The following is a 22750-nucleotide window of genomic DNA, read 5'->3' on the forward strand; positions in this document are numbered from 1 at the left end:
ATGCTATGTTCTACGTCTGGAAAGCGGCACCAAGTCGCCACGCGAACAACGCAGATGCAGCAACAAGAAGCGTGGTAACGCTCTCGCTGTTTGGGATGAGGAGGGGTTGATGGCTCAAGGCTTGGGACGGCGAAGGTCTGTACGCACCGGGTTGGCACTGCTTGCGCTGACCTTGTGCGGCGGTGCGAAATCAGTCTCTGCGGAGCAGCCGGCCACCGCACCCGCCACGTTCCGCAACCCGATCCTGTTCGCCGACTATTCCGATCCGGACGTCATCCGCGTTGGCACCGCCTATTATATGGTGTCGTCGAGCTTCCACTTCTCGCCCGGCATCCCGATCCTGCGGTCCTATGACCTGGTGCACTGGACGATCATCGGCAGCGTGTTGCCGCGCCTGCCGTTCGCGCCCGAATATGACATGCCCGGACCGCACAGCCTCACCGACAAGATCTCGAAGCCGGTGGGAGGCACGCGCTACGCAGGCGGCGTGTGGGCGCCGTCCATCCGGCATCACAACAGCCGGTTCTACGTCTATTGGGCGACGATCGACGAAGGCGTGTTCATGGCGACCGCCGGTGACCCGGCCGGTCCGTGGAGCAAGCCGGTCCAGGTCATCGACGAGCGGATGCTGGAGGACCCGTGTCCCTTCTGGGACGAGGACGGCACCGCCTGGCTGGTCCATTCGCGCCACGGCGCCGGCCCGCTGATCCTCCACCGCATGAGCGCGGACGGGACTCGTGTGCTCGACAAGGGCGAGGTGATCGTCGAGGACAAGGCGAACCTGCCGATCCTGGAAGGGCCGAAGTTCTACAAGCGCAATGGCTGGTACTACATCTTCGCCCCGATCGGCGGGGTGGAGAAGGGACAGCAGGTCGCGCTGCGGGCGCGCAACATTCGCGGACCCTATGAATGGCGGGTGGTGCTGGAGCAGGGCTCGACCCGGTTGGAGGGGCCGCATCAGGGCGGATGGATCGAGACGCCGTCGGGCGAGGGATGGTTCGCCCACTTCAACAGCACCGGTGCGTTCGGCCGCATCGTCCATCTCCAGCCGGTGCGCTGGGTGGACGACTGGCCAGTGATGGGGCGGCCGCTCGCGGGCAAGACCTCGGGCGAGCCGATGATGACGCCGCCCCGGCCCAACACCGGTCATGCACCGACCCGGGACCGGCTGCAGGACTCCGACGAGTTCAGCGCGCCGAAGCTGGGCCTGCAGTGGGCGTGGAACCATAATCCCGACGACGAGCGCTGGAGCCTCTCGGCGCGCCCGGGCTGGCTGCGATTGGAGGCGGGCGAGGCGCAGCATCTGGTGACGGCGCGCAACACGCTGACCCAGGTGTTGCAGGGGCCGGAGAGCCGCATCACCGCGCGGATCGATCTGTCCCATATGGCGGATGGCCAGCGTGCCGGCCTGACCCTGTTCGGGGTCCGCCCGAGTTGGATCGGCGCGGTGCGCGAGCGGGGTGCGACCCACCTGGTCCTCGCACGCGAAGGAGAGGAACAGGCTGGACCGAGGTTGACCGCCGACACCATCGAGCTGCGCGCCGAGGTCGGTCGCGACCAGACCGTGCGCTACAGCTACCGCCTGGGCACGGGCGGTTTCACGCCGCTGGGGGACGCCATCCCGCTTGCGCGCTTCTCCTGGTGGAAGGGATCGCGCCCGGCGCTGTTCACCTTCAACAAGCGGGCCCCGAGCGGCCGCATCGACGTCGATTGGTTTCACGTCGACCATCCGGAGCTCAACCCATGAGGTCGTCCTTGGATCGCAGGTCATTCCTTGCCGCAAGCGCCGCCGCGACGCTGGCCATGCCTACCTTTGCCCGTGCCCAGCAGGGCGGGGGAGCAGGGGTTCCGCACTTCTCGACCACGAACGCGCGCTGGCAGGCGGCCTATGACGCTGCCCTCGACGTGCTCGCCGGCAATGTGAAGGTCATGCCTTACGTCAGCAAGCCGGTGCTGATCGAGGGATCGGTCTACCAAGGCATCTGGCAGGAATGCGGGCCGCACGAGGCGCTGCTGTATCGCAAGTTCCGACCCGACGTGGCGCGCAACAGCCACCTGACCTTCTTCGAACTGCAGCGCGCCGACGGTCAGCTGCCGGCGAACAACAAGGTCGTCGAGACCGGCTTCGGCCAGATCCAGATGGTGGTGCCGATCGCCGCCACCGCCTGGGACCTGGCGCAGGCGACCGGCGACGGCGAACTGCTGGAGGCGGCCTATCGCGGCTGGGGCGCGTGGGACGGCTGGCTGATGCGCCATCGCAACACGCGCGGCACCGGACTGGTCGAGGGCTTCTGCACCTATGACACCGGCCACGACAATTCCCCGCGGTGGAAGGGCATGCCCAACCAGTGCCCGAACAAGGACGCGCGCACCCATCATCCGATCGCCTCCCTGCCGCGGCTGTGTCCGGACCTTTCGGCGACGGTCTACGGCGGCCGCCGCGCACTGGCAGCGATGGCCGAGGCGCTGGGCAAGCGGGACGAGGCGGCACGCTGGGCCGAACAGGCGGAAGCCATCCGGCGGCGGATCCTGGACACGCTCTATGTCGCCGAGGATGCGGCCTTCTACGACCTGGATGCACAGAACCAGTTCGTGCGCGTGCGCTCCGACATTCTCAGCCGCGTGTGCGGGGAGCATGTCGTCGACCAGAAGACCTTCGACACGCTGTGGACCCGGCAGCTGGGCAACCGCCAGGCGTTCTGGACGCGCTACCCGATGGCGTCGATCGCGGTGGACGATCCGACCTTCGTCCGGCCGATTCCTGCGAACAGCTGGGGCGGCGCGTCGCAGGCGCTCACCGCCATGCGCGCGCCGCGCTGGATCGAGCATTATGGTCGCACGGCCGAGTTCACCGAGATGATGGAGGCCTGGTGCGAGGCGATCCAGGCGGACCCGAGCTTCCGCCAGCAGATCGACCCGGAGACCGGCGCCTTCACCCATGGCGAGGACCAGCCGCGCTATTCGCCCTGTGCGCTGGTGATGGTGGACTATAGCTGGCGCCTGGTGGGCGTCGTCGAGGAACCCAACGCGCTCCACTGGAACGTGCGTCCTGGGCACGCCGCCGCGGCTGGTGCGCAGCTGTCCCTGCCGACGGACGCAGGGCGAACGGCGGCGATGGCCTATGACGCCAAGGGGGCGAGCCTCACCCTGTCAGGCAAGCTGCTCGGCCGGATCGAGGGCGGTGCCGTGCGGCTGATCACCGCTACGGACGGCACGCCACGCGCGCTGCTCGGGATCGAGCCCAAGCCGCAGCGGGTCACGCTCCGCCTCGCCGGGCGGCCGCCCCGCACGCTGACAGTCCACCCCAATCGCCGCATCGCCCTCGACCAGGGCTGAGCCCCGGAAGCTGGAGAAAGCCGATGTTCGATCGCCGCCAATTTCTTGCCGGAGCCGCTGGGGCCGCCGGCGCACTCGCGCTGCCACTCCAAGCCGCGCCACGCGGTGACGGTCTGGGCGCAATCGCCGCCGCCAGCGGCATTCGGTTCGGCAGCACGATCGGCAAGGGCAATTTCGCCGACGCCGCCTATCGGGCACTCAACGCCCGCGAGTGCGCGCTGATCGTGCCGGAGAACGAGCTCAAGTGGAGCATCACCCGGCCCAACGCCACGACGTTCGACTTCGGCCCTGCGGACGCGTTGATCGGCTGGGCAACCCGTAATGGCCTTGGCGTGCGCGGGCACACGCTGCTGTGGCATTCGGAGCGCTGGACGCCGAAATGGGTCACCGAACACGACTTCGGTGCGCAGCCCGCACGCGCGGCCGAGCGGCTGCTCCAGGAGCATGTGACCAGGGTGGCCGGGCGCTATGCCCGCGTGATCGACAGCTTCGACGTGGTCAACGAGGCGATCGACTCCGACACGGGCATGCTGCGCGAGACGGCGTTGTCGAAGGCCATGGGCGGCGCACAGCAGACGCTGGATCTCGCCTTTCACAGCGCGCGGGCGGCGGCGCCCTCGGCTGAGCTGGTCTACAACGACTATATGGGCTGGCGTGCGGACGAGGCCGTGCACCGGACGGCGGTGCTCAAGCTGCTGGAGGGCTTCCGCAAGCGCAACGTGCCGGTGGACGCGCTCGGGGTGCAGAGCCACCTGGGCAGCAAATATTCGGACTCGCCGACCGGCCTCGGCGCGCTGGACGAGACGGCGTGGCGCAAGTTCCTCGACGAGGTCACGGCCATGGGCTTCCGGCTGCTGATCACGGAGATGGACGTGCACGACAACCCGCTTCCCAGCGATATCGCCAAGCGCGATGCCGAGGTCGCGGCACATACGCGCGCGTACCTGGACCTCATGCTCTCCTATCCGCAGTGCCGGACGGTCATGTGCTGGGGGCTGTCGGACCGCTACAGCTGGCTCAGCGACTTTCGTCCGCGACCCGATGCGCTGCCCAAGCGCCCCCTGCCGTTCGACGCCGAGTTTCGCCCCAAGCCGATGCGCGATGCTCTGGCCGCGGCGTTCGAGGCGCATCCTCGCAAGCGCTAGTCGCCGAAGCGCCACCGCAGGTTCAGGCCGACGTTGCGCGGCTGCGCTACGCCCCACACCGTGGCGGGGGTCAGGTCGCCGCCGTTCTCCGCGCCGTGATAGTAGAGCGCGTCGAACAGGTTCTCGACATAGGCCACGGCTTCCCACCCGCTTTCCGAGCGATAGCCGAGGCGGAGGTTCACCGCGGTATAGCCGTGGCGGCGGGTGATGCCGCGCCAGTCGAAGCTTTGGCGCCCGCGCCCTTCGTAGATCCACTCGCCCGTGAGATAGGCTTCACCGGAGGCGAGGGGATAATGGAAGGTGCCGACGCCACTCGACGCCCAGGTGGGGTTCGGGAGGCCGCCGCAGTCGCGCAGCGTGCAATCGCGGTCGCCGCGCTTGCGCGTGTGGGTGTAGGTGAGCGTCCCCGTCAGATCGAAGAAGCGGCTGGGGCGCAGGGTCGTCGCGAACTCGGCGCCATACCCCTGCACCCGCCCGACGTTCAGGACCCGCTGCGTGCGTGTCTCGGTGTCGAAATAGACGCTCTGCAGATTGCGATAGTTGTAGAGGAAGCCGGTGAGGTCGAAGCGCAGGCGCCCGCCGAGAAGATCGCCCTTCACCCCCAGCTCCTCGCTCCAGATCGTCTCGGGCGCAAAGGCGTCGGGCTTGGTGCCGTCGGGGACGAGGCCAAACTCCTCGATCGGTCCGGGCGCTGCCACCGTGAAGGAGCCGAACCCGCCCGATTTATAGCCCCGCGTGACGCTGGCGTAGACGTTCAGCCGGGGCTGGATCTCATAGCGCACGTAGAGCCGCGGCGTCGTACCCTGCCAGGACCTGCCATCGGTCACGAAGCCGTCGGTGTAGTAGGCGAACGTCCAGATGTTGCCGAGCGTGGTGTCGCTCGGGAGGATGTTCAGCCCGAACTTCTTGTGGTCCCAGGTGTAGCGCAGTCCCAGGCCGACGTTCAGCTTGGGGAGGACGCGATAATTGACGTCGCCATAGGCGGAGAGGCCGGTGTTGACCGTCCGCGCCTCGTTCATGTCGACCAGAACACCGCCCGGCGCGGCAACATAGGGCGTGCCATACAGGTCCTGGGTCAGTTCCTCGCAACTGGAGTAGCCGTAGCCGGCCAGGCAGACGGCGGTCTCGTCCGCCTGCTCGGTGAAGCGGGCCCGCACCGTCTCGCGATAGCCGGACAGCCCGGCCGACCAGGTGAACCGACCCGTACCCGGAGAAACGAGGCGGACCTCCTGGCTCGCATAGGTGCCGCGCTGGCGCTGGCTGTAGTTGCCGATGCGAAGCGGCGTCCCGTCATAATCCTCGGAATAGAAGAAGCGGTGGCGGCGATAGGCGGTGATCGAACTCAGCGTGGCGAAGTCCAGATCCAGGTCGGCCTGAAGCGTGCCCCCGTAGATCTCGCCGTCGTCGCGGGGATCCGTCAGGTCCGTATCCACATCGCGAGGACCACCGCCGACCACGAGATCGATGCCAAGCGCGTCGTCGATCGCGTCCAGCACCTCGCGATCGTCGTTGGAAGCGCGATAGGGCGTGCCATCCAGCCGCCGCCGCTCATACTCGCCCATGGCGATCACGCGCAGCGGACCTGCCGTATAGAGCAGAGAGGCACGCGCGGCAGTGCGGTTCTCGCCCATCAGCCGATCGTCGCGACCGGGCGTGAACACATTGTCCACCCACCCATCCGAGGCGGTGTGATATCCCGCCACGCGCAGCGCCCAATGCTCGCTCAGCGGCAGGTTGACCGCAGCCTCCCCCTCCACGCGATCCACCTCCCCATAGCCGAGGTAGACGTGCCCCCGGACTCGCTCCGTGTCGGGCTTGTTGGTGACGATGTTGATCGCGCCGGAAATGGCGTTGCGCCCGAACAGGAAGCCCTGCGGCCCGCGCAGGGCCTCCGCGCGCTCGATGTCGAACAGGGAGGTGACCGCGCTTCCGGTCCGCCCCTGATACACGCCGTCCTTGAAGATGCCGATCGAGGGATCGCCGCCGATCCCATAGTCGTTCGAGACGATGCCGCGAATCGCCAGCGTATCGATGAAGCTGTCTTCGGAGTTGCCGGAGAAGCCGGGCGTGTAGGTCACCACGTCCTTGATGTCGCTGAGCTTGCGCTGGACGATCGCCTGTTCGTCGAGCGCGGTGATCGCGACGGGCGTGTTCTGGATGCGCTCCGGACGGCGCTGCGCGGTGACGATGACTTCTTCTTGCGCCTCCGCCTGCGATTCGGCCGCAGGCATAGGCTCCTGCACGGGAGCGGCCGCTGCGGGCGTTGCCAAGAGAATGAGGGCCGGGGCGGCGCAGGACATGAGGCGCGCACGGCAAGAGATCGGGATCATGCCCGCGGCTATCCAGCAGATTCATGATTTCGACGTTAACGGAAGATGGGCCGCGGGTCTTCGAATTGCGGCGCTACGACCCGCACAGGGAGAAAGTGCCGGGTAGCGCAACTCCTTGGGACACCGGAGATTTTTTCTTGAGGAGTCGGGGGTGGCAAGGCTTGGCAGCAAGACCTCCTTAACTGCCACTCCCTACCCCTTGAAACATGGAGCCGGCACAGAACTCAGCCGGGCGCGCGGGCCGCAGGCGGTTCCTCGCCCAAGTGGTCGCACCTGCCCTCGCCACGGTCGCGGCGATGGCGGTGCTGATCGCCGCGCTGGTCCTGTTCTCCGCGCGTCAGGCCGACCGGCTCGCCTTCCAGCGCGAACATGGCGTGATCTCGACCGTGCTTGCGCAGAGCATCGCGCGGATCGCGCACGACCAGGAGGGCGTCACCGTCTGGGACGATGCGGTCCGGCACGTGCGGGCCTTTCGTCAGGACCCGGTGTGGCTGGATACCAACCTCGGCGTATGGATGCGCACCTATTACGGGCACGACGAAGCCTTTGTCCTGAACCCCAAGGACGAGCCGCTCTATGCGATGCGCGCCGGGCGCCGCCTTTCTGCCTCCGCCTACCATCAAGACATCGCGCGCATCGCCGCTCCGCTCGTCACGGAACTGCGGCGCAAGCTGCGCCAGCCCTCTCCGGAGGATGTGGGGCCATCGGCGCTGACGCCGGGAACGATCGACCTCGCCATCGTCAGCGGCCATCCTGCCATCGTCAGCGTAAAGCCGATCACCTCGGACACCGGCACCATTCCCCAGGCTGCCGGTACCGAGTTCCTGCACATCGCGGTGCGGTATCTCGACACGGGCTTCACGCGGGAGCTTTCCGAGCGATACCAGCTCCAAGGCGCGGCCTTTGCGAAGCGGCCGCTCGCCGCCCAGGCAGAGGGGGCGGTGCCGCTGCGCTCCTCGGCCGACCAGTTGCTCGGCTACGTCGTCTGGCAACCGTTCCAGCCGGGTTCGCTGCTGGTGGAGCGCGTGGCTCCCGTGATGGGCGCATCGCTTCTCCTCATCTTCGCGATCGTGACCATTTTGCTGCGCCATGTGCGACAGGGCACGTTGCGGCTGGAGGCGAGCGAGGCGCAGGCGCAGCATCTCGCCTTCCACGATTCGCTGACGGGGCTCGCGAACCGCGCGCTGTTCGACGATCGCCTCGCCCATCAGCTCGCCCATGCGCGCGCCGCATCCACCTCGCTCGCACTTCTGTACCTCGACCTGGACGGGTTCAAGAACGTCAACGACACGCTCGGCCACCCTGCCGGCGACGAACTCATTCGGCAGGTGGGGACTCGGCTGGCCGCGCTGGTCCGTTCGACGGACCTGGTCGCGCGCGTGGGCGGCGACGAATTCGCGATCATCCAGTGCGACATCGAAGGTCCGGCCGAGGCCGAGATCCTGTGCATGCGGATCGTCGAGGAGATCAGCCGCCCTATCGACATCGCCGGCACCCAGGCGCGGGTCGGCGTCAGCATCGGCATCGCCATGGGGCCCGCCGATGCGGGCGAGCGGACCGAACTCGCGCGCAAGGCGGACATCGCGCTCTACGAGGCGAAGAGTGCGGGCAAGGGACGCTACACCTTCTTTGCCGAAGGGATGGACGCCAGCCTGAGGCGACGCAAGGAGATCGAAACGGGGCTGCGCACCGCGCTGGACACCGGCAGTGGACTCGAGGTCTATTACCAACCGCTCTATTCGGCGCAGAGCGACGTCATCACCGGCGCGGAGGCACTCGTTCGCTGGCGGCATCCGGAAAAGGGCGTCATCTCGCCGACCATCTTCGTGCCGATCGCCGAGGAGGCCGGGCTCATCGAGCAACTCGGGGAATGGGTGCTCGAGCAGGCCTGCCGCGCAGCGGTGAACTGGCCGATCGGCACGATTTCGGTGAATGTTTCGGCGGTTCAACTGCGCAACGCGCACTTCGCCGAGCGGGTGATGGAGATCCTGAGGCGAACGGGCCTGGACCCCGCCCGACTGGAAGTGGAGATCACCGAGACTAGCTTCATCGAGAATGCGTCCACCTGCCAACCCAATCTGACGGCGCTGCGCGCACGCGGGGTGAAGGTCGCACTGGATGATTTCGGGACCGGCTATTCCTCCTTCACCCATCTGCGCAACTTCGACGTCGATCGCATCAAGATCGACCGGTCGTTCGTGAGCGGCATCGGCAGCACGGAGGACGGCAGTCCGATCATCCAGGCGATCATCGACCTGGCGAAGGCGAGCGGCCTGAAGGTGACGGCGGAAGGCGTGGAGACTGCCGAGCAGCGCTTCTTCCTATCCGAGATCGGCTGCAATTCGCTCCAGGGCTACCTGCTCAGCCGGCCGATGCCCGCGACGGCCATGGACGCGGTGTTCCGCGTCGGCGGGCACTCGTCCGCGCTCGCCGACGCCAATTGAGCGGAGGGGGCTCCCAGGGCCCTGTCCTGCTCGCCCCCTGGATCGGGGACTCCGCCATGGCCGGCGGTCAGGGCTCGCCGGTGTCTGTCATAAGCGTGATCGGCGCGCCCGTGCTGCCGCTGCTGAGGCTGTCGGGCGTGACCACGACGGTGGTGCCCGCGACCAGCAGCGGCAACAGGCGATCCCGGAAGCGCGGATCGACGCTGATGCGGTCCTTGTCCTCCGCAACGGGGGCGTTCGCGGCCTTGCCGTCCCAGGGAAGCGCGACCTTGGTCCAGTGCGCCCCGGCGGCATCGACGCTGCTGGCGACATAGGCCGCAGGGCGAGGAATGGCGCCGCGCAGGGTGACGGGGGCTGCCCCGATCTCCACGCCGTTGCGCAGCACCACCACCCGCCGGTCTGCCGCGCTGACGATGATCGAAACGGGGCCGGAGGCTGCGCGTTCGGGCTGCCAGAAGCCGGCATCGCCGGTCTGGGAGCGAGCGGTCTTGCCCGCCTTCAGCAGCTGCGGGGTCGGAGCCACGCGGGGTACTGGCGCATCCTGAGTGATCACCACCGTCATGCCCTTGCTGGTGGCGCCGTACAGCAGCCGCGCGAAGGCGAGCGGCAGCCGGATGCAGCCGTGCGAGGCCGGGTAGCCGGGCAGGTTGCCGGCATGCATGGCGATCCCGTCCCAGGTCAGCCGCTGCATGAACGGCATGGGCGCGCCGTTGTACAGGTTAGACTTATGGTCGATGTCCTTCTGAAGGACGGTGAAGACCCCGGTCGGCGTCTCGTGTCCCTTGGCGCCGGAAGAGATGGTGGAAACGCCGATCATCACGCCGTTGCGATAGACATAGGCGCGCTGCAGGCGAAGGCTCACCACGATCATCATCGGCCCGTCGGGCGCGACCTGCGGCGCCCACAGATAGCCGCCGGGCGTTAGCTTCTGCACCGCGTCGACGACGCTCAAGCCGGGCGGACCCGGCTGCTGGGCGACGGCTGGATTGCCGGCAAACAACGCGAGCATGCCAAGCAGGGCGGCGGCAGGAGCGGAACGGCGGGTCATGGCCCGTAGCTATCGCGCACTTGAAGCCGCTGAACCAGCCGGGGCGACGCCGAGCGCGTCGAGTTGCGGGCGCCAGCGGCTTCAGAGCCCCGGCATCGCTTTCGGATTCCGCGCCCGTACGAATGCTCCGACAAATTCCTCGCTCACAGTGATCGGCATTGCTCGTTGGCGGTCCGGCGCCCGGCCGGGCCAAGGGGCCGCACCGCTGTGATGCCGGCGACCGCCGACATCCCATAACCCGACAACATGGACGACATGATGGCTTTCACTACCTCGCGCGCCGGGCTCTTGGCTGCGTGCATCAATCTCTCGCTCGTCGGGCCCGTGCTTGCACAGGCACACCAGGTCGCGGACCCCGCCTCGACCCAGGCTGCAAGCCGCATGCAGACCGTCGCCGCGCCGACCGTTCCCGAGCGGCCCGTGCTGTCGCAGCCGGGCGTTGCAGGCACCGTTCAGGCCGGTGGGGATGGCGCTGCGGCCAGCGCACACCAGTTCACTCGCGACAATGGCGCGCCCATCGGCGAGAACCGCCATTCCAAGGCAGTGGGCGACATGGGGCCGGTGCTGCTGGAAGACGCGCACCTGATCGAGAAGCTGGCCCGGTTCGACCGGGAGCGCGTGCCGGAGCGCGTCGTCCACGCCCGCGGCACGGGTGCTCAGGGTGTGTTCCGCGCCACTGCCGACATCTCCGACATCACCAAGGCGTCGCTGTTCGTGCCGGGCAAGGAAACGCCGGTGTTCGTCCGCTTCTCGACCGTAATCCACGGCGCGGGGAGCCCGGAGACGATGCGCGATCCCCACGGCTTCGCGACCAAGTTCTACACCGATCAGGGCAACTGGGACCTCGTCGGCAACAACCTGCCGATCTTCTTCATCCGCGATGCGATCCAGTTCCCGGACATGATCCACTCGCTCAAGCCTTCGCCGGTCACCAACAAGCAGGATCCGAACCGCCTCTTCGACTTCTTCTCAAAGACGCCGGAGGCGACCAACATGATCACCCAGGTATGGACCAACCTTGGCACGCCCGCGTCCTATCGCACGATGGACGGCAATGGCGTCCACGCGTTCAAGCTGGTGAATGCCCAAGGCAAGACGATCTTCGCCAAGTTCCGCTGGATCAGCCGCCAGGGCGTCAAGAACCTGAACGGCGAACAGGTCGCGAAGGCGAACTTCAACTTCCTGACCGACGATCTTTACGGCCAGATCTCCGCGGGCAATCACCCGAGCTGGGACCTGATGGTGCAGACCATGTCCGCCGACCAGTTCGCGTCGCTGAACTACAATCCGTTCGACGACACCAAGGAGTGGCTGGGCGTGCCGTTCAAGAAGATCGGCGAGATGACGCTCAACAAGGTCCCCGACAACTTCTTCGAATGGACCGAGCAGTCGGCGTTCGCCCCGTCGAACATGGTGCCGGGCATCGAACCGTCCCCCGACCGCATGCTCCAGGGCCGGCTGTTCTCCTATGCCGACACCCAGCGGTATCGCGTGGGCGCCAACGTCATGACGCTTCCGGTGAACCGGCCGCGGGTGGCCGTGGTGAACAACAACCAGGATGGGCAACTGAACGCCACGCAGCGCTCGTCGGACGTGAACTACTTCCCGGCCGACACGGCGCCCAAGACGACGGCGGCCGAGTTCCGCAACTCGACCTATGAAGTCTCCGGCATCGTGGACTCGAAGCCCATCGAGAAGACCAACAATTTCGAGCAGGCGGGCATCTTCTACCGGTCGCTGAAGCCGCAGGACAAGGCGGACCTGGTCAAGAACCTGGCGGGCGACCTGGGCCAGGTCACCTCGATGCGGGTGAAGACCATGATGCTCAGCTACTTCTACCAGGCCGACAAGGACTATGGGACGCGCGTCGCCAAGGCGGTGAACGTGCCCCTGTCCGAAGTCGTGAAGGCGGCGAACGAATATCGCGCCGCCTATCCTGAGCAGTTCGGGGCGAACTGATCGCCCCGAGGGTCCCGGCGCTCGCCCCCCCTCTCCCGCGCCGGGACCCACCCCCTTCAGCAAAGGACTCCCGATGTTTGTCGTGCTGACTGCCGCGCTGCTTGCAGCGGCGACTTCCCAGCAGGTGCCGGCCGCCTCGGCGGCTCCGGCGACCGCTGTCCCGTCGGCGGAGCGCCGGCAGGAACTGCTGTTCGACGCCGCCCGCCTGGGACGGGTCGACATGATCGACACCCTTGTGAAGGCCGGCGCCGACGTCGACGGGTATGACAGGCGCGGTTTCACTCCGCTGATCCTCGCCGCGTACAACGGCCAGAAGGAGGCAGTGGAGGCGCTGCTCGAACGCGGTGCCGATCCGTGCAAGCCGGATGCCGGCCAGGGCAACACCGCCCAGATGGGCGTCGCGTTCAAGGGTGACGATGCCATCGCCGCTCGGTTGCTCAAGACCGGTTGTGACGTGAACGCGCGCAACAAGGCCGGCCAGACCGCGCTGATGATGGCCGCGCTGTTCAGCCGGACCGCCCAGGTCGACCTGCTGGTGGCGGCGGGGGCGGATGCCAGTATCGCGGACGCGACCGGCCGGACCGCCGCCTCGGTCGCTGCCGCGCAGGGCAACACGGCGCTGGCAGCGGCGCTCTCGGCCAAGTGAGGGGAGGCGGTCGCATGATCCCGGCGAACCATCCCGCCACCCCGTCTCCCCGCGTCGGCGTGCTGCTCATCAACCTGGGCACGCCAGACGCACCGGAACCCAGGGCGGTACGGCGCTACCTTGCCGAGTTCCTGTCCGACCGCCGGGTCATCGAGCTTCCGCAACTCCTGTGGCAGCCGATCCTGCGCGGGGCAGTCCTCACCACCCGTCCCCGCAAGTCGGCGCATGCCTATGCGCAGGTATGGACCGACGCCGGATCCCCGCTGGCGGCCATCACGCGGGAGCAGGCGGCGGCGCTGCAGGGCGCGTTCGGCGCAGACGTCGTGGTGGACTATGCGATGCGCTATGGCAGCCCCGCGATCGGCGACCGAGTGCGTGCACTGAAGGAGGCGGGGTGCGCGCGCATTCTGCTGGCGCCGCTCTACCCGCAATATTGCGCGGCAACGACGGCGACGGCGAACGACAAGGCGTTCGCGGCGCTGGCGGAGATGCGCTGGCAGCCGGCGGTCCGCACGCTGCCGCCCTATCATGACGATCCTGCCTATATCGATGCGCTCAAGACTTCGGTCGAGGCCAGTCTCGCGACGCTCGGCTGGGAGCCGGAGGCGCTGGTGGCGAGCTTCCACGGCATGCCCCTGCGCACCATGGACCTGGGCGATCCCTATTATCGCCAATGCCTGGAGACCGGACAGCTTCTCTCGAAGGCGCTGGGCCGGGATCTGACCGTCAGCTTCCAGTCGCGCTTCGGCCCCGCGAAGTGGCTGGGGCCCGCCACCGACACGGTGCTCGCCGGCCTCCCCGCAAAGGGGGTGACGAAGGTGGCGATCTTCGCGCCGGGCTTTTCGGCCGATTGCGTCGAGACGCTCGAGGAACTCGCGATCCGGGGACGCGAGACCTTCGTCGAAGCGGGCGGCGCCGAGTTCGCCTATCTGCCGTGCCTGAACGCGAGCGCCGGCGGGATCGCGATGCTTCGGGCCGTTCTGGTACGGGAACTCGCAGGCTGGGTCCGGGCAGCCGCCTAGCCGGTTCATAGACCTGGGCCGCGTCCGGCCCACTGAAGATCAAGAATCTCACGACCTGCTATTGCGAATGATGCGCAACTCTCCTAGCGGGAGCCATGCCGTGGGCAATGAGCGTTGTGGGGAAAGTCATGCAATTGAAGATCGCGTTTCTGCTGGGCGGAGCAGCCATGCTCGTCGCGGTTCCTGCAGCCGCGCAGGAAACGGACGCGAACGCGAACGCATCGGACGAAGAGATCGTCGTCGTCGGTTCCTACGCCCTCCCGGACGCGATCGACACGGCGACCGGCCTGGGCCTCACGGTCCGCGAGACGCCGCAGTCGGTCAGCATCATGACCGCGCAGCGCATCCTCGACCAGAACCTGATCACGGTGAAGGACGTCATCACCAACGCGGTCGGCGTGTCCGCGAACGAGTTCGACGATGTCCGCAACAGCTTCTTCGCGCGCGGCTTCGAGATCCGCAACACTCAGGTGGACGGCGTGCCGGCGGCCTGGACGCTGGCGGGCGGCAACGGCGAGACCAGCATCGACGTGTCCATCTATGAGCGGGTGGAGATCGTGCGGGGCGCCACCGGCCTGCTGTCGGGCGTCGGCGACCCCTCGGCCTCGGTGAATCTGGTCCGCAAGCATGCCGATGCCACCGACCTGACCGGCTATGTCAACGCCAGCCTCGGCAGCTGGGACACCTGGCGCCTGTCGGCGGATGTCGGCGGCGCGCTGACGGCGGACGGACGCGTGCGCGCGCGCGTCGTCGGCCGCTACGAGGAAGGCGAAAGCTACATCGACATCCAGAACAAGAAGAAGTGGGTGCTCTATGGCGTGGTCGACGCCGACCTGACCGACACGACGCTGGTGCGGGCAGGGATCAGCCATCAGGATACCAAGCCTGGGGGCGCTACCTGGGGTGCGCTGCCGACCTTCTACAGCGACGGCACGCTGACCGATCTTCCGCGTTCGCAGACGACGGCGGCGGACTGGACCTATTGGAACAGCACCAACCAGAACATCTTTGCCACCGTCCGCCAGGAACTCGGTGACCGGTGGAACCTGACGGTCAATTACAACCGCCTCAAGAACACCAGCGATACCCAGCTGCTCTACCTGTACGGCACCGTCGACAAGGCGACGGGCACGATGGACGGCACCAATCCGTACAAGTCGGCAGGCGTGAGCTATCAGAACAGCTTCGATGCCCAGCTGAAGGGTGCGGTGTCCCTGTTCGGGCGCGACCATGAAGTGGTGGTCGGCGCGCTGCACAGCATCCTCAAGCGCCACACCGACAATTACGACGCGCCGCTTCCCTGGCTCACCGACGTCCCGGTGATCGGCCAGGAGGGCATCCCCTATCCCGAGCCGGTCTGGGGCACCGAGCCCGTCCGCAACGAGCAGGAGCGGATCAAGCAGACCGGCTATTACGGCGCCGTCCGCCTGAACGTGGCCGATCCGTTCAAGGTCATCCTGGGCGGGCGCCTCGCCAGCTGGAAGCAGACGGGCTATGCCTGGGGAACGAACAGCGACTATGGCGATGACGACGTGTTCATCCCCTATGTCGGGGCGCTCTACGACATCACGCCCAATCACCGCCTCTATGCCAGCTTCACCAAGATCTTCCAGCCGCAGAACCTCTACGATCGCGAACACCAGTTGCTCGATCCTCTGGACGGCGATGCCTATGAAATCGGCCTGAAGAGCAGCTTCTTCGGCGACGCGCTGCAAACCTCGATCGCGCTGTTCCGCATCGAGCAGGACAATGTCGGGCAGATCGACGGACCGGAAGTCATCCTCGACGGCCAAATATTCCAGCCTTATCGGGCCGCCCAGGGCGTGGTCAGCAAGGGCTTCGAACTGGAGGCGACCGGCCAGCCGCTCCCGGGCTGGAACGTCAACGCCAGCTACAGCCAGTTCAAGGCCGAAGATGCCGATGACATCCCCGCCAACACCGATCAGCCGCGCAAGCTGCTCAAGATCTTCACCACCTATGACCTGCAGGGTCCGCTGGCGGGCCTCACCATCGGCGGTGGCGTGAACTATCGCAGCAAGGCGTATTCGGACGGCACGAACCCGGTCCTGAACACCCCGTATCGCTTCCAGCAGGACGGCTACACGCTGGTCAGCCTGATGGCGCGCTATGCCGTGACGGAGCAGCTGCAGCTGCAGGCCAACGTCGACAATCTGTTCGACAAGACCTTCTACAGCAACGTGGGCTCGTTCAGCCAGTATCGCTACGGGGCGCCGCGCAACGCGACGGTGACCTTGAGCTACCGCTTCTGAGCCAGGCAGGCGTCGGCGTGTGTGCGCCGACGCCTGTCGTCAGCCGCGTGCCGCAGCTGCTGCGGCAAGCGCCCGCTCGCGCGCGGGGCGATGGGCGATCAGGGGTTCGGGATAGCCGGCCGGCGCCACGCCCGCGCCGTGCGGGTCGTGGATGCTGCTGTCGTCCAGGCCGGCAAGTTCCGGCACCCAGCGGCGGATATAGGCTCCCGCATCGAACTTGGGCGATTGCACCAGCGGGGCCATGATCCGGCCGAAGGGGCTGGAGTCGACGCCCGTGCCGGCGATCCACTGCCAGTTGACGGCGTTGTTGCCATAGTCCGCATCGACCAGGCAGTCCCAGAACCAGTGCTGGCCACGTCGCCAGTCGATCAGCAGATGCTTCACCAGGAAGCTCGCCGCGATCATCCGCACGCGATTGTGCATCCAGCCGATGTGCCAGAGCTGCCGCATGCCTGCGTCCACGATCGGATAGCCTGTCTGCCCTCGCGTCCAGGCGCGGAACTCCGCATCGGCTTCCTGGCCGGTGCGCCAGGCAAGCGCATCCATCTTCGCGCGACCGTGGGCGGTGCCATAGTCGGGCAGTTGGACGATCAGGTTGGCCGCGAAGTCCCGCCAGCCGAGCTCGCGCAGATAGCTCTCCGCGCCATTCTTGCCCTCAAGCGCGTGCCAGACGGCGGCGGGAGAGACTTCGCCGAAGTGCAGGTGCGGCGACAGGCTGGAAGTGCCGTCGGTGGAAGGCAGGTTGCGGGCGTGATCATAGTCGCCGACTTCGTCCGCAAACGCCTCCAGTCGCGCCCGGGCACCGGCCTCACCCGGCGTCCAGTGCCCGAAGCCCTCCGCCCAGTTCGGGGCGGTGGGGAGCAGGTACCACTCCTCCAGCCGATCGCTGCGCGGCGGATGGACCATGCCCTGCACGTTGGTGGGCGCCGGCTCGGGCGGCGGTGGCGGCATGTGGAGCTGGAGCGCGCGCCAGAACGGGGTGAAGATGCGAAACGGCCCGCCGCTGCCGGTGCGGACCATGCCCTGTTCGGCGAGCAGGCGACCGGGGTGGCGCACCAGATCAACCGACCGGGCGAGCGCATCCTCGGCTTCGCGCCACCAGGGTTCCTGATGGGCGAGGCAATGGACGCGCTTGGCGCCGGTCTCCTCCGCGATCCTGGCAATTTCGTCGGCTGCGCGGCCACGCCGCAGCACCAGCGCGACGCCGAGATCGGCAAGCGACTCGGCCAATGCGGCGAGCGTATGATGCAGCCACCAGCGTTGCGCGCCGCCGATCCGCCATTCGCCGGGTGTCTCGTCATCGAGCACATAGACGGCGAGCACCGGCCCTTCCGCCGCGGCGGCGGCAAACGCGGCTTGGTCGGAGAGGCGCAGGTCCTGGCGGAACCAGACGATGCTGGGAGTTTCGGAAACGGTCACCGGGGCAGAATGCGCGAGGGAGCGAACGGATGCATCCTCGGCCCCACCAAGACGAGAGCTCAGGCGCCGCCGGTCCCGTCCGGGGCATAGGCGCGCAGGAACACCTCGGTCGCGGTCTGAGCCCCCGCCTCGATCTCGGCCGCAGAAGGCGCGGCGCCGCCCCACAGCATGCGCTGTTGCAGCCCCATGCACAGATAGGTGACCACATTGGCGGCATCGGCCGGGTCGGCCTGGCGAAGCTGCCCTGTGGCCATCGCAGCGGAGAAGAACTCGGCCAGCAGCTGGCGAGTGCGCTGGGGCACGCGCGAGAAGATCCTGCCCACCTCAGGCGAGCGCGCCGCTTCCGTGGCGACGAGGCGATGGAGCTGTACCGCTTCCAGAGAGGTGATCTTCGCGATGAAGCTGCGCGTAAAGGCCAGCACCGTTGCTGCCATGTCGGGCGTGGGTCGCAGTAGATCCGTCAGCTGCTGGCGATAAACTGCGGTTGCGTCGTCGAGAACCGCATCGAACAGCTCTTCCTTGGAAGGGAAGTAGTTCCACAGGGTGGCCTTTGAGCCACCCAGCTCGGCCGCGATCGCCGACATGGACGTCGCGGCATAACCGTTCTCGAGGAACATCCGCCGGGCCGTCGCCATGATCGTCAGGCGCCGGTCCTGCTTGCGTGCCTCGCGCCTGCCGCAGCTCCTTTTCGCATCCTGTTCCATAACCGTACTATAGAGTACAGTTTTCGGTTGACAAGGCTGGGGCACGGGGCCATCTGCCGCACCGTACCAATCAGTACGGTTTTGCTTCATGATCCGATTTTCCTTCCGGCCGTTGCTGCTTGCCGCCGCGGCCGGCGTCGTCCCGCTGGCGGCCTGTGCGCCAGTTCCGAACCTGGGCGCCCGGCCCGAGGTGCGGACCTCCCAGAGCTTTGCCGCCGAGCAGAGCCTCGCAACCACGTCTGCCGCCTCCGCCTGGCCCGCAACCGACTGGTGGTCGGGCTTCGGCGACCCTCAACTGAGCGCGCTCATCGAGGAGGGGCTGGCCGACTCCCCGGATGTCGTCGCCGCCGCCGCCCGGCTGCGCGCCGCACGCGCGATCGTCGAGCAGCGCGGCGCTGCCCGGCTGCCGTCGGTGGGCATCGAGGGCAACGTCAGCGAGAACAAGCAGAGCTATAACAACGGCATCCCAGCCGATTTCGTGCCGCACGGCTGGAACGACACCGGTTCGGTCGCCGCGACCCTGAATTTCGACCTGGACCTGTGGGGCCGTAACCGCGCAGCCCTGGCCGCCGCCACTTCGGAAGCGGAAGCGTCGCGGATCGATGTCGAGCAGGCGCGACTGGTGCTCTCGACGAACATCGCTGCCGCCTATGCCGATCTGGCGCGCCAGGCCGCCGAGCGGGCGGTGCAGCTGCGCTCGCTGGAAGTCCGCAGGCAGACCGAGCAACTGGTCGCGCAGCGCGTCACCAACGGCCTCGATACGCGGGCCGAGGTCAAGCAGGCAGAGGCGGCCATCCCGACGATCCGCGCACAGATCGCCGCGATCGACGAGAACATCGGCCTGACCCGCAACCGGCTCGCCGCGCTGCTGGGCAAGGGGCCGGACCGGGGGCTGAGCATCGCGCTGCCGCCGCTTCCGCCGGGGGCGCGGGCGCTGCCGGCCGGCGTCACCACCGACCTGATCGGCCGCCGGCCCGACATCGCCGCGGCGCGGGCGCGGGTCGAGGCGCGGGCGAGCGAGATCAAGGTCGCACGTGCCGACTTCTATCCTGCGATCAACCTCAATGCGCTGGTAGGCTTCCAGTCGCTTGGCCTGGGCAACCTGTTCAAGGGCGGGTCCACCTATGGTCAGGTCGGGCCGGCGTTCACCCTGCCGATCTTCCGCGGCGGCCAGTTGTCGGGCCAGTATCGCGGCGCGCGCGCCAGCTATGACGAGGCGGTCGCGAGCTACGACGGCACGGTCGCCAACGCCTATCGCGAGGTCGCCGACGCGGTGACCAGCCAGCGCGCGCTCGTCGAGCGGCTCGCCCAGACCCGCGAGGCGCTTGCCGCCTCCGAAGAGGCGTGGTCGCTCGCCCGCCAGCGCTACGAGGGCGGGCTTTCGACCTTCCTCGACGTTCTCACCGCCGAAGACCGTGTGCTGCAGAACCGCACCGCGGTTGCCGACCTGGAGGCGCGGTCCTTCGCGCTCGACGTCCAGCTCGTCCGTGCGCTCGGCGGCGGCTTTTCCACCAACATCGCGGCCGTGGCCGCACGCAAGGACCCGACCCATGGCTGACGCCGCCCTTCCCCACCAGGCCGCCGCAGGCGAGGGCGCCAAGCCCAACGGCCGGCGCAAGAAGTTGCTGGGGATCATCGCCGTACTGGTGCTGATCGCAGCGGTGATCTTCGGGGCCTATTACCTGCTGGTCTCCCGCCACTATGTGAGCACCGACAACGCCTATGTGGGCGCGGATACCGCGAGCGTCACGCCGATGATCGCGGCCCAGGTCGCGAGCGTCGCCGTTGCGGACACCCAGACGGTACGCAAGGGCACGGTGCTGGTCCGCCTCGACGACAGCGACGCGCGCATTGCCGTCGCCCAGGCCCAGGCGGATCTGGCGCGGGCGCAGCGGCAATATGGCCAGACCTCCGCCACCAGCACCGCGCTTGCTGCGCAGGTGGAAGCACGAGACGCCGATATCGCCCGTGCCCGCGCACAGCTGGTCGCCGCACAGGCCGACTATGAGCGCGCGCGGCTGGACCTGGAGCGCCGCCAGCGGCTGGCGCCCAACGGTGCCGTCTCGGGCGAAGAACTGAGCAGCGCGACCAACGCCTTCGCCACCGCCCGTGCGAACCTGGAGCTGGCGCGTGCCGGCGTTGCCCAGGCGAGCTCGACCCGCGGCCAGGCGACCGGCCAGCTTGCGGCGAACAACGCGCTGATCCGCGGCACCACGGCTGCGACCGCGCCGGAGGTGCTGGCCGCCCAGGCGAAGCTCGCGCAGGCGAAGCTCGACCTGGAGCGCACCGTGATCCGCGCGCCGATCGACGGCGTCATCACGCGCCGCAACGTCCAGGTCGGACAGCGCGTCGCCCCGGGCACCGCGCTGATGCTGATCGTGCCGCTCAACCAGCTCTACGTCGACGCCAACTTCAAGGAAGGCCAGCTCGACCGCGTGAAGGTCGGCCAGCCGGTGACGCTCACCTCCGACCTTTATGGCGGCGACATCGAATATCACGGCCGCGTCATCGGCTTCTCGGGCGGCACCGGATCGTCGTTCGCGCTGATCCCGGCGCAGAACGCGACCGGCAACTGGATCAAGGTGGTCCAGCGCCTGCCGGTGCGCGTCGCGCTCGACCCCAAGGAGCTGCAGGCGCATCCGCTGCGCGTCGGCCTGTCGATGGACGCCGAGATCGACCTCCGCTCGCACTAGAGCGGTGTCCGATCCGGCTTCCCCGGATCGCCGCTCTGGTTTCCTTTTGTTGCCGCGGTTGCCGAGCCGGCAGCTGATGCCACCTGCCTCGCAACCGCTTTAAGGACAGGCCCATGAACGCCAAGGCCGAGTCGCCCACGCCCCTTACGGGCGTGCGGCTGCTGCTTGCGGGCGCGGTCCTCGCGCTCACCAACTTCATGGTGGTGCTCGACACCACCATCGCCAACGTCTCCGTGCCGCACATCTCCGGCAGCCTCGCCATCTCGGGCAGCCAGGGAACGTGGATCATCACCTCCTATGCGGTCGCGGAGGCCGTGTGCGTGCCGCTCACCGGCTGGCTTTCCGGCCGGTTCGGCGCGGTCAGGGTCTTCACGATCGGCATGATCGGCTTCGGCATCTTTTCGGTGCTGTGCGGTTTGTCGACCAGCCTGAGCATGCTGATCGCGTGCCGGATCGGGCAGGGGCTGTGCGGCGGACCGCTGATGCCGCTGTCGCAGACGCTGCTGATGCGCATCTTCCGCCCCGATCAGCGCGCGCAGGCGATGGGCGCCTGGTCGATGACCACCGTGGTCGCGCCGATCCTGGGGCCGATCCTGGGCGGCACGATCAGCGACAGCTGGTCGTGGCATTGGATCTTCTTCATCAACATTCCCGTGGCGGCGCTGTGCGCATTTGGCGCGATGCGGCTGCTGCGCCACGCCGAGACGCCGACCCAGCCGCTGCGCGTCGACAAGATCGGCCTGATGCTGATGCTGCTGTGGATCGGCGCCTTGCAGATCATGCTGGACCTGGGACGCGAGCATGACTGGTTCGCGGATCCGATGATCGTCGGACTGGCAGTGATCGCTGGTGTCGGCTTCCTGGTGTTCCTGGCGTGGGAGGTGACGGAGGCCGAGCCGATCGTGGACCTGCGCGTGTTCCGGCACCGTGGCTATACGGTGGCGGTCACCTCGTTGTTCTTCGCCTTCGGCACCTTCTTCGCCTCGGCGGTCATCATCCCGCAGTGGCTGCAGACGAGCCTGGGCTACACCGCGACCTATGCGGGCTATGCGACGGCGTTCAACGGCGTGGCGGCGGTGGTGATGTCGCCGATCGTTGCCAAGCTATCGACCAAGGTCGACCCGCGCGGGCTGGTATGCTTCGGTATCGTCTGGCTGGGCATGACGACGCTGCTACGCACGCAGTGGAACAGCGGCGCGGATTTCTGGACGCTCGCCTTTCCGCAGCTGCTCCAGGGGTTCGGCATGCCATTCTTCTTCGTGCCGCTGATGACGCTGGCGCTGGGATCGGTGGACCCGAAGGAGACGGCCGCCGCCGCCGGCCTGATGAGCTTCCTGCGTACCATGGCGGGCGCGATCGGCACCTCGGTGGTGACGACCATGTGGGACGACAGCTCCCGCGTGGCCCGCAGCGAGGTGACCGGTCGCTTGAACGATGGCCACACCATCGACGCGCTGACCGCGCAGGGCATGCCGCTCGACCAGGTGCGCGCGATCGTCGCGCAATTGGTGGACAAGGAAGCGATGGCGCTCGCCACCACTCACATCTTCCTCTTGTCGGCCCTCGCCTTCTTCGGGGCGGCGATGATCATCTGGCTGGCCCCCCGGCCACGCCGCGCGGCGGACACCAGCGCCGCGCACTGATCCTTCCGGCGGCGGTGCAGCAGGACTGCGCCGCCGTCCTTCAACCCGAAGCCTGAACGCGACGCGCGAAAGCGCGCCGCGCGCGTCTTGA

15 protein-coding genes are annotated in these 22750 nt (G+C 67.7%); 11 read left to right on the top strand and 4 right to left on the bottom strand.

Annotated features, from left to right (window positions below):
• Positions 1-109 precede the first annotated feature (109 nt).
• The 3 genes from MHZ35_RS03290 to MHZ35_RS03300 are packed head-to-tail and all read left to right on the top strand — an operon-like array spanning position 110 to position 4481.
• Positions 110-1747, top strand: a complete 1638-nt coding sequence (locus MHZ35_RS03290; protein ID WP_239434371.1) for a glycoside hydrolase family 43 protein — start codon at positions 110-112, stop codon at positions 1745-1747.
• Positions 1744-3336, top strand: coding sequence for an MGH1-like glycoside hydrolase domain-containing protein (locus MHZ35_RS03295; protein WP_239434372.1), 1593 nt, complete (start codon positions 1744-1746; stop codon positions 3334-3336). Before MHZ35_RS03290 ends, MHZ35_RS03295 begins: the two co-directional genes overlap by 4 nt.
• 23 nt (positions 3337-3359) lie before the next feature.
• The gene (locus tag MHZ35_RS03300) at positions 3360-4481 is read left to right on the top strand and encodes an endo-1,4-beta-xylanase (protein WP_239434373.1); all 1122 of its coding nucleotides are present in this window, start codon (positions 3360-3362) and stop codon (positions 4479-4481) included.
• On the opposite strand, the gene MHZ35_RS03305 is transcribed toward MHZ35_RS03300, so the two are convergent.
• Positions 4478-6712, bottom strand: coding sequence for a TonB-dependent receptor (locus MHZ35_RS03305; protein WP_239434374.1), 2235 nt, complete (start codon positions 6710-6712; stop codon positions 4478-4480). The genes MHZ35_RS03300 and MHZ35_RS03305 overlap by 4 nt on opposite strands.
• A gap of 362 nt (positions 6713-7074) precedes the next feature.
• Here MHZ35_RS03305 and MHZ35_RS03310 point away from each other — a divergent pair, with 362 nt between their 5' ends.
• The gene (locus MHZ35_RS03310) at positions 7075-9255 is read left to right on the top strand and encodes a putative bifunctional diguanylate cyclase/phosphodiesterase (protein ID WP_239434375.1); all 2181 of its coding nucleotides are present in this window, start codon (positions 7075-7077) and stop codon (positions 9253-9255) included.
• Between the two features lie 67 nt (positions 9256-9322).
• Here MHZ35_RS03310 and MHZ35_RS03315 read toward each other — a convergent pair whose 3' ends face one another.
• On the bottom strand, positions 9323-10303 hold the full coding sequence (locus MHZ35_RS03315) for a L,D-transpeptidase (protein WP_239434376.1): 981 nt from the start codon (positions 10301-10303) through the stop codon (positions 9323-9325).
• A gap of 246 nt (positions 10304-10549) precedes the next feature.
• Between MHZ35_RS03315 and MHZ35_RS03320 the strand changes: the two genes are divergently transcribed.
• From MHZ35_RS03320 to MHZ35_RS03335, 4 genes are all read left to right on the top strand, one after another.
• Positions 10550-12262: a catalase gene (locus tag MHZ35_RS03320; RefSeq protein WP_446741008.1), complete on the top strand. Its 1713-nt coding sequence runs from the start codon at positions 10550-10552 to the stop codon at positions 12260-12262.
• Positions 12263-12335: 73 nt separating this feature from the next.
• Positions 12336-12908 (top strand): ankyrin repeat domain-containing protein, encoded by a 573-nt coding sequence (locus tag MHZ35_RS03325; protein ID WP_239434377.1) that lies wholly within the window; start codon positions 12336-12338, stop codon positions 12906-12908.
• A gap of 14 nt (positions 12909-12922) precedes the next feature.
• Positions 12923-13930: a ferrochelatase gene (gene hemH, locus MHZ35_RS03330; protein WP_239434378.1), complete on the top strand. Its 1008-nt coding sequence runs from the start codon at positions 12923-12925 to the stop codon at positions 13928-13930.
• 128 nt (positions 13931-14058) lie between these two features.
• The gene (locus MHZ35_RS03335) at positions 14059-16200 is read left to right on the top strand and encodes a TonB-dependent siderophore receptor (protein ID WP_239434379.1); all 2142 of its coding nucleotides are present in this window, start codon (positions 14059-14061) and stop codon (positions 16198-16200) included.
• Positions 16201-16239: 39 nt separating this feature from the next.
• On the opposite strand, the gene MHZ35_RS03340 is transcribed toward MHZ35_RS03335, so the two are convergent.
• On the bottom strand, positions 16240-17619 hold the full coding sequence (locus MHZ35_RS03340) for a cryptochrome/photolyase family protein (RefSeq protein ID WP_239434380.1): 1380 nt from the start codon (positions 17617-17619) through the stop codon (positions 16240-16242).
• A 59-nt stretch (positions 17620-17678) separates the two neighbouring features.
• Positions 17679-18413, bottom strand: coding sequence for a TetR/AcrR family transcriptional regulator (locus MHZ35_RS03345; protein ID WP_342453500.1), 735 nt, complete (start codon positions 18411-18413; stop codon positions 17679-17681).
• On the opposite strand from MHZ35_RS03345, the gene MHZ35_RS03350 reads away from it, so the two are divergent.
• From MHZ35_RS03350 to MHZ35_RS03360, 3 genes are all read left to right on the top strand, one after another.
• On the top strand, positions 18412-19881 hold the full coding sequence (locus MHZ35_RS03350; RefSeq protein ID WP_239434381.1) for an efflux transporter outer membrane subunit: 1470 nt from the start codon (positions 18412-18414) through the stop codon (positions 19879-19881). The two genes, MHZ35_RS03345 and MHZ35_RS03350, sit on opposite strands and share 2 nt — an antisense overlap.
• Positions 19874-21016: an HlyD family efflux transporter periplasmic adaptor subunit gene (locus MHZ35_RS03355; protein ID WP_239434382.1), complete on the top strand. Its 1143-nt coding sequence runs from the start codon at positions 19874-19876 to the stop codon at positions 21014-21016. Before MHZ35_RS03350 ends, MHZ35_RS03355 begins: the two co-directional genes overlap by 8 nt.
• A 113-nt stretch (positions 21017-21129) precedes the next feature.
• A complete protein-coding gene (locus MHZ35_RS03360) occupies positions 21130-22659 on the top strand; it encodes a DHA2 family efflux MFS transporter permease subunit (protein ID WP_239434383.1) in 1530 nt (509 codons plus the stop codon).
• Positions 22660-22750: the final 91 nt, after the last annotated feature.

This window comes from Sphingomonas sp. ACRSK, from assembly GCF_022346685.1.
Classification (GTDB): Bacteria; Pseudomonadota; Alphaproteobacteria; order Sphingomonadales; family Sphingomonadaceae; genus Sphingomonas; species Sphingomonas molluscorum.

What these genes read in the sequence shown, in the direction of transcription:
- MHZ35_RS03290 (WP_239434371.1), top strand. Translation starts at nt 110, where the DNA reads ATGGCTCAAGGCTTGGGACGGCGAAGGTCTGTACGCACCGGGTTGGCA.
- MHZ35_RS03295 (WP_239434372.1), top strand. Translation starts at nt 1,744, where the DNA reads ATGAGGTCGTCCTTGGATCGCAGGTCATTCCTTGCCGCAAGCGCCGCC.
- MHZ35_RS03300 (WP_239434373.1), top strand. Translation starts at nt 3,360, where the DNA reads ATGTTCGATCGCCGCCAATTTCTTGCCGGAGCCGCTGGGGCCGCCGGC.
- MHZ35_RS03305 (WP_239434374.1), bottom strand. Translation starts at nt 6,712, where the DNA reads ATGCCTGCGGCCGAATCGCAGGCGGAGGCGCAAGAAGAAGTCATCGTC.
- MHZ35_RS03315 (WP_239434376.1), bottom strand. Translation starts at nt 10,303, where the DNA reads ATGACCCGCCGTTCCGCTCCTGCCGCCGCCCTGCTTGGCATGCTCGCG.
- MHZ35_RS03320 (WP_446741008.1), top strand. Translation starts at nt 10,550, where the DNA reads ATGGACGACATGATGGCTTTCACTACCTCGCGCGCCGGGCTCTTGGCT.
- MHZ35_RS03325 (WP_239434377.1), top strand. Translation starts at nt 12,336, where the DNA reads ATGTTTGTCGTGCTGACTGCCGCGCTGCTTGCAGCGGCGACTTCCCAG.
- hemH (WP_239434378.1), top strand. Translation starts at nt 12,923, where the DNA reads ATGATCCCGGCGAACCATCCCGCCACCCCGTCTCCCCGCGTCGGCGTG.
- MHZ35_RS03335 (WP_239434379.1), top strand. Translation starts at nt 14,059, where the DNA reads ATGCAATTGAAGATCGCGTTTCTGCTGGGCGGAGCAGCCATGCTCGTC.
- MHZ35_RS03350 (WP_239434381.1), top strand. Translation starts at nt 18,412, where the DNA reads ATGATCCGATTTTCCTTCCGGCCGTTGCTGCTTGCCGCCGCGGCCGGC.
- MHZ35_RS03345 (WP_342453500.1), bottom strand. Translation starts at nt 18,413, where the DNA reads ATGAAGCAAAACCGTACTGATTGGTACGGTGCGGCAGATGGCCCCGTG.
- MHZ35_RS03355 (WP_239434382.1), top strand. Translation starts at nt 19,874, where the DNA reads ATGGCTGACGCCGCCCTTCCCCACCAGGCCGCCGCAGGCGAGGGCGCC.
- MHZ35_RS03360 (WP_239434383.1), top strand. Translation starts at nt 21,130, where the DNA reads ATGAACGCCAAGGCCGAGTCGCCCACGCCCCTTACGGGCGTGCGGCTG.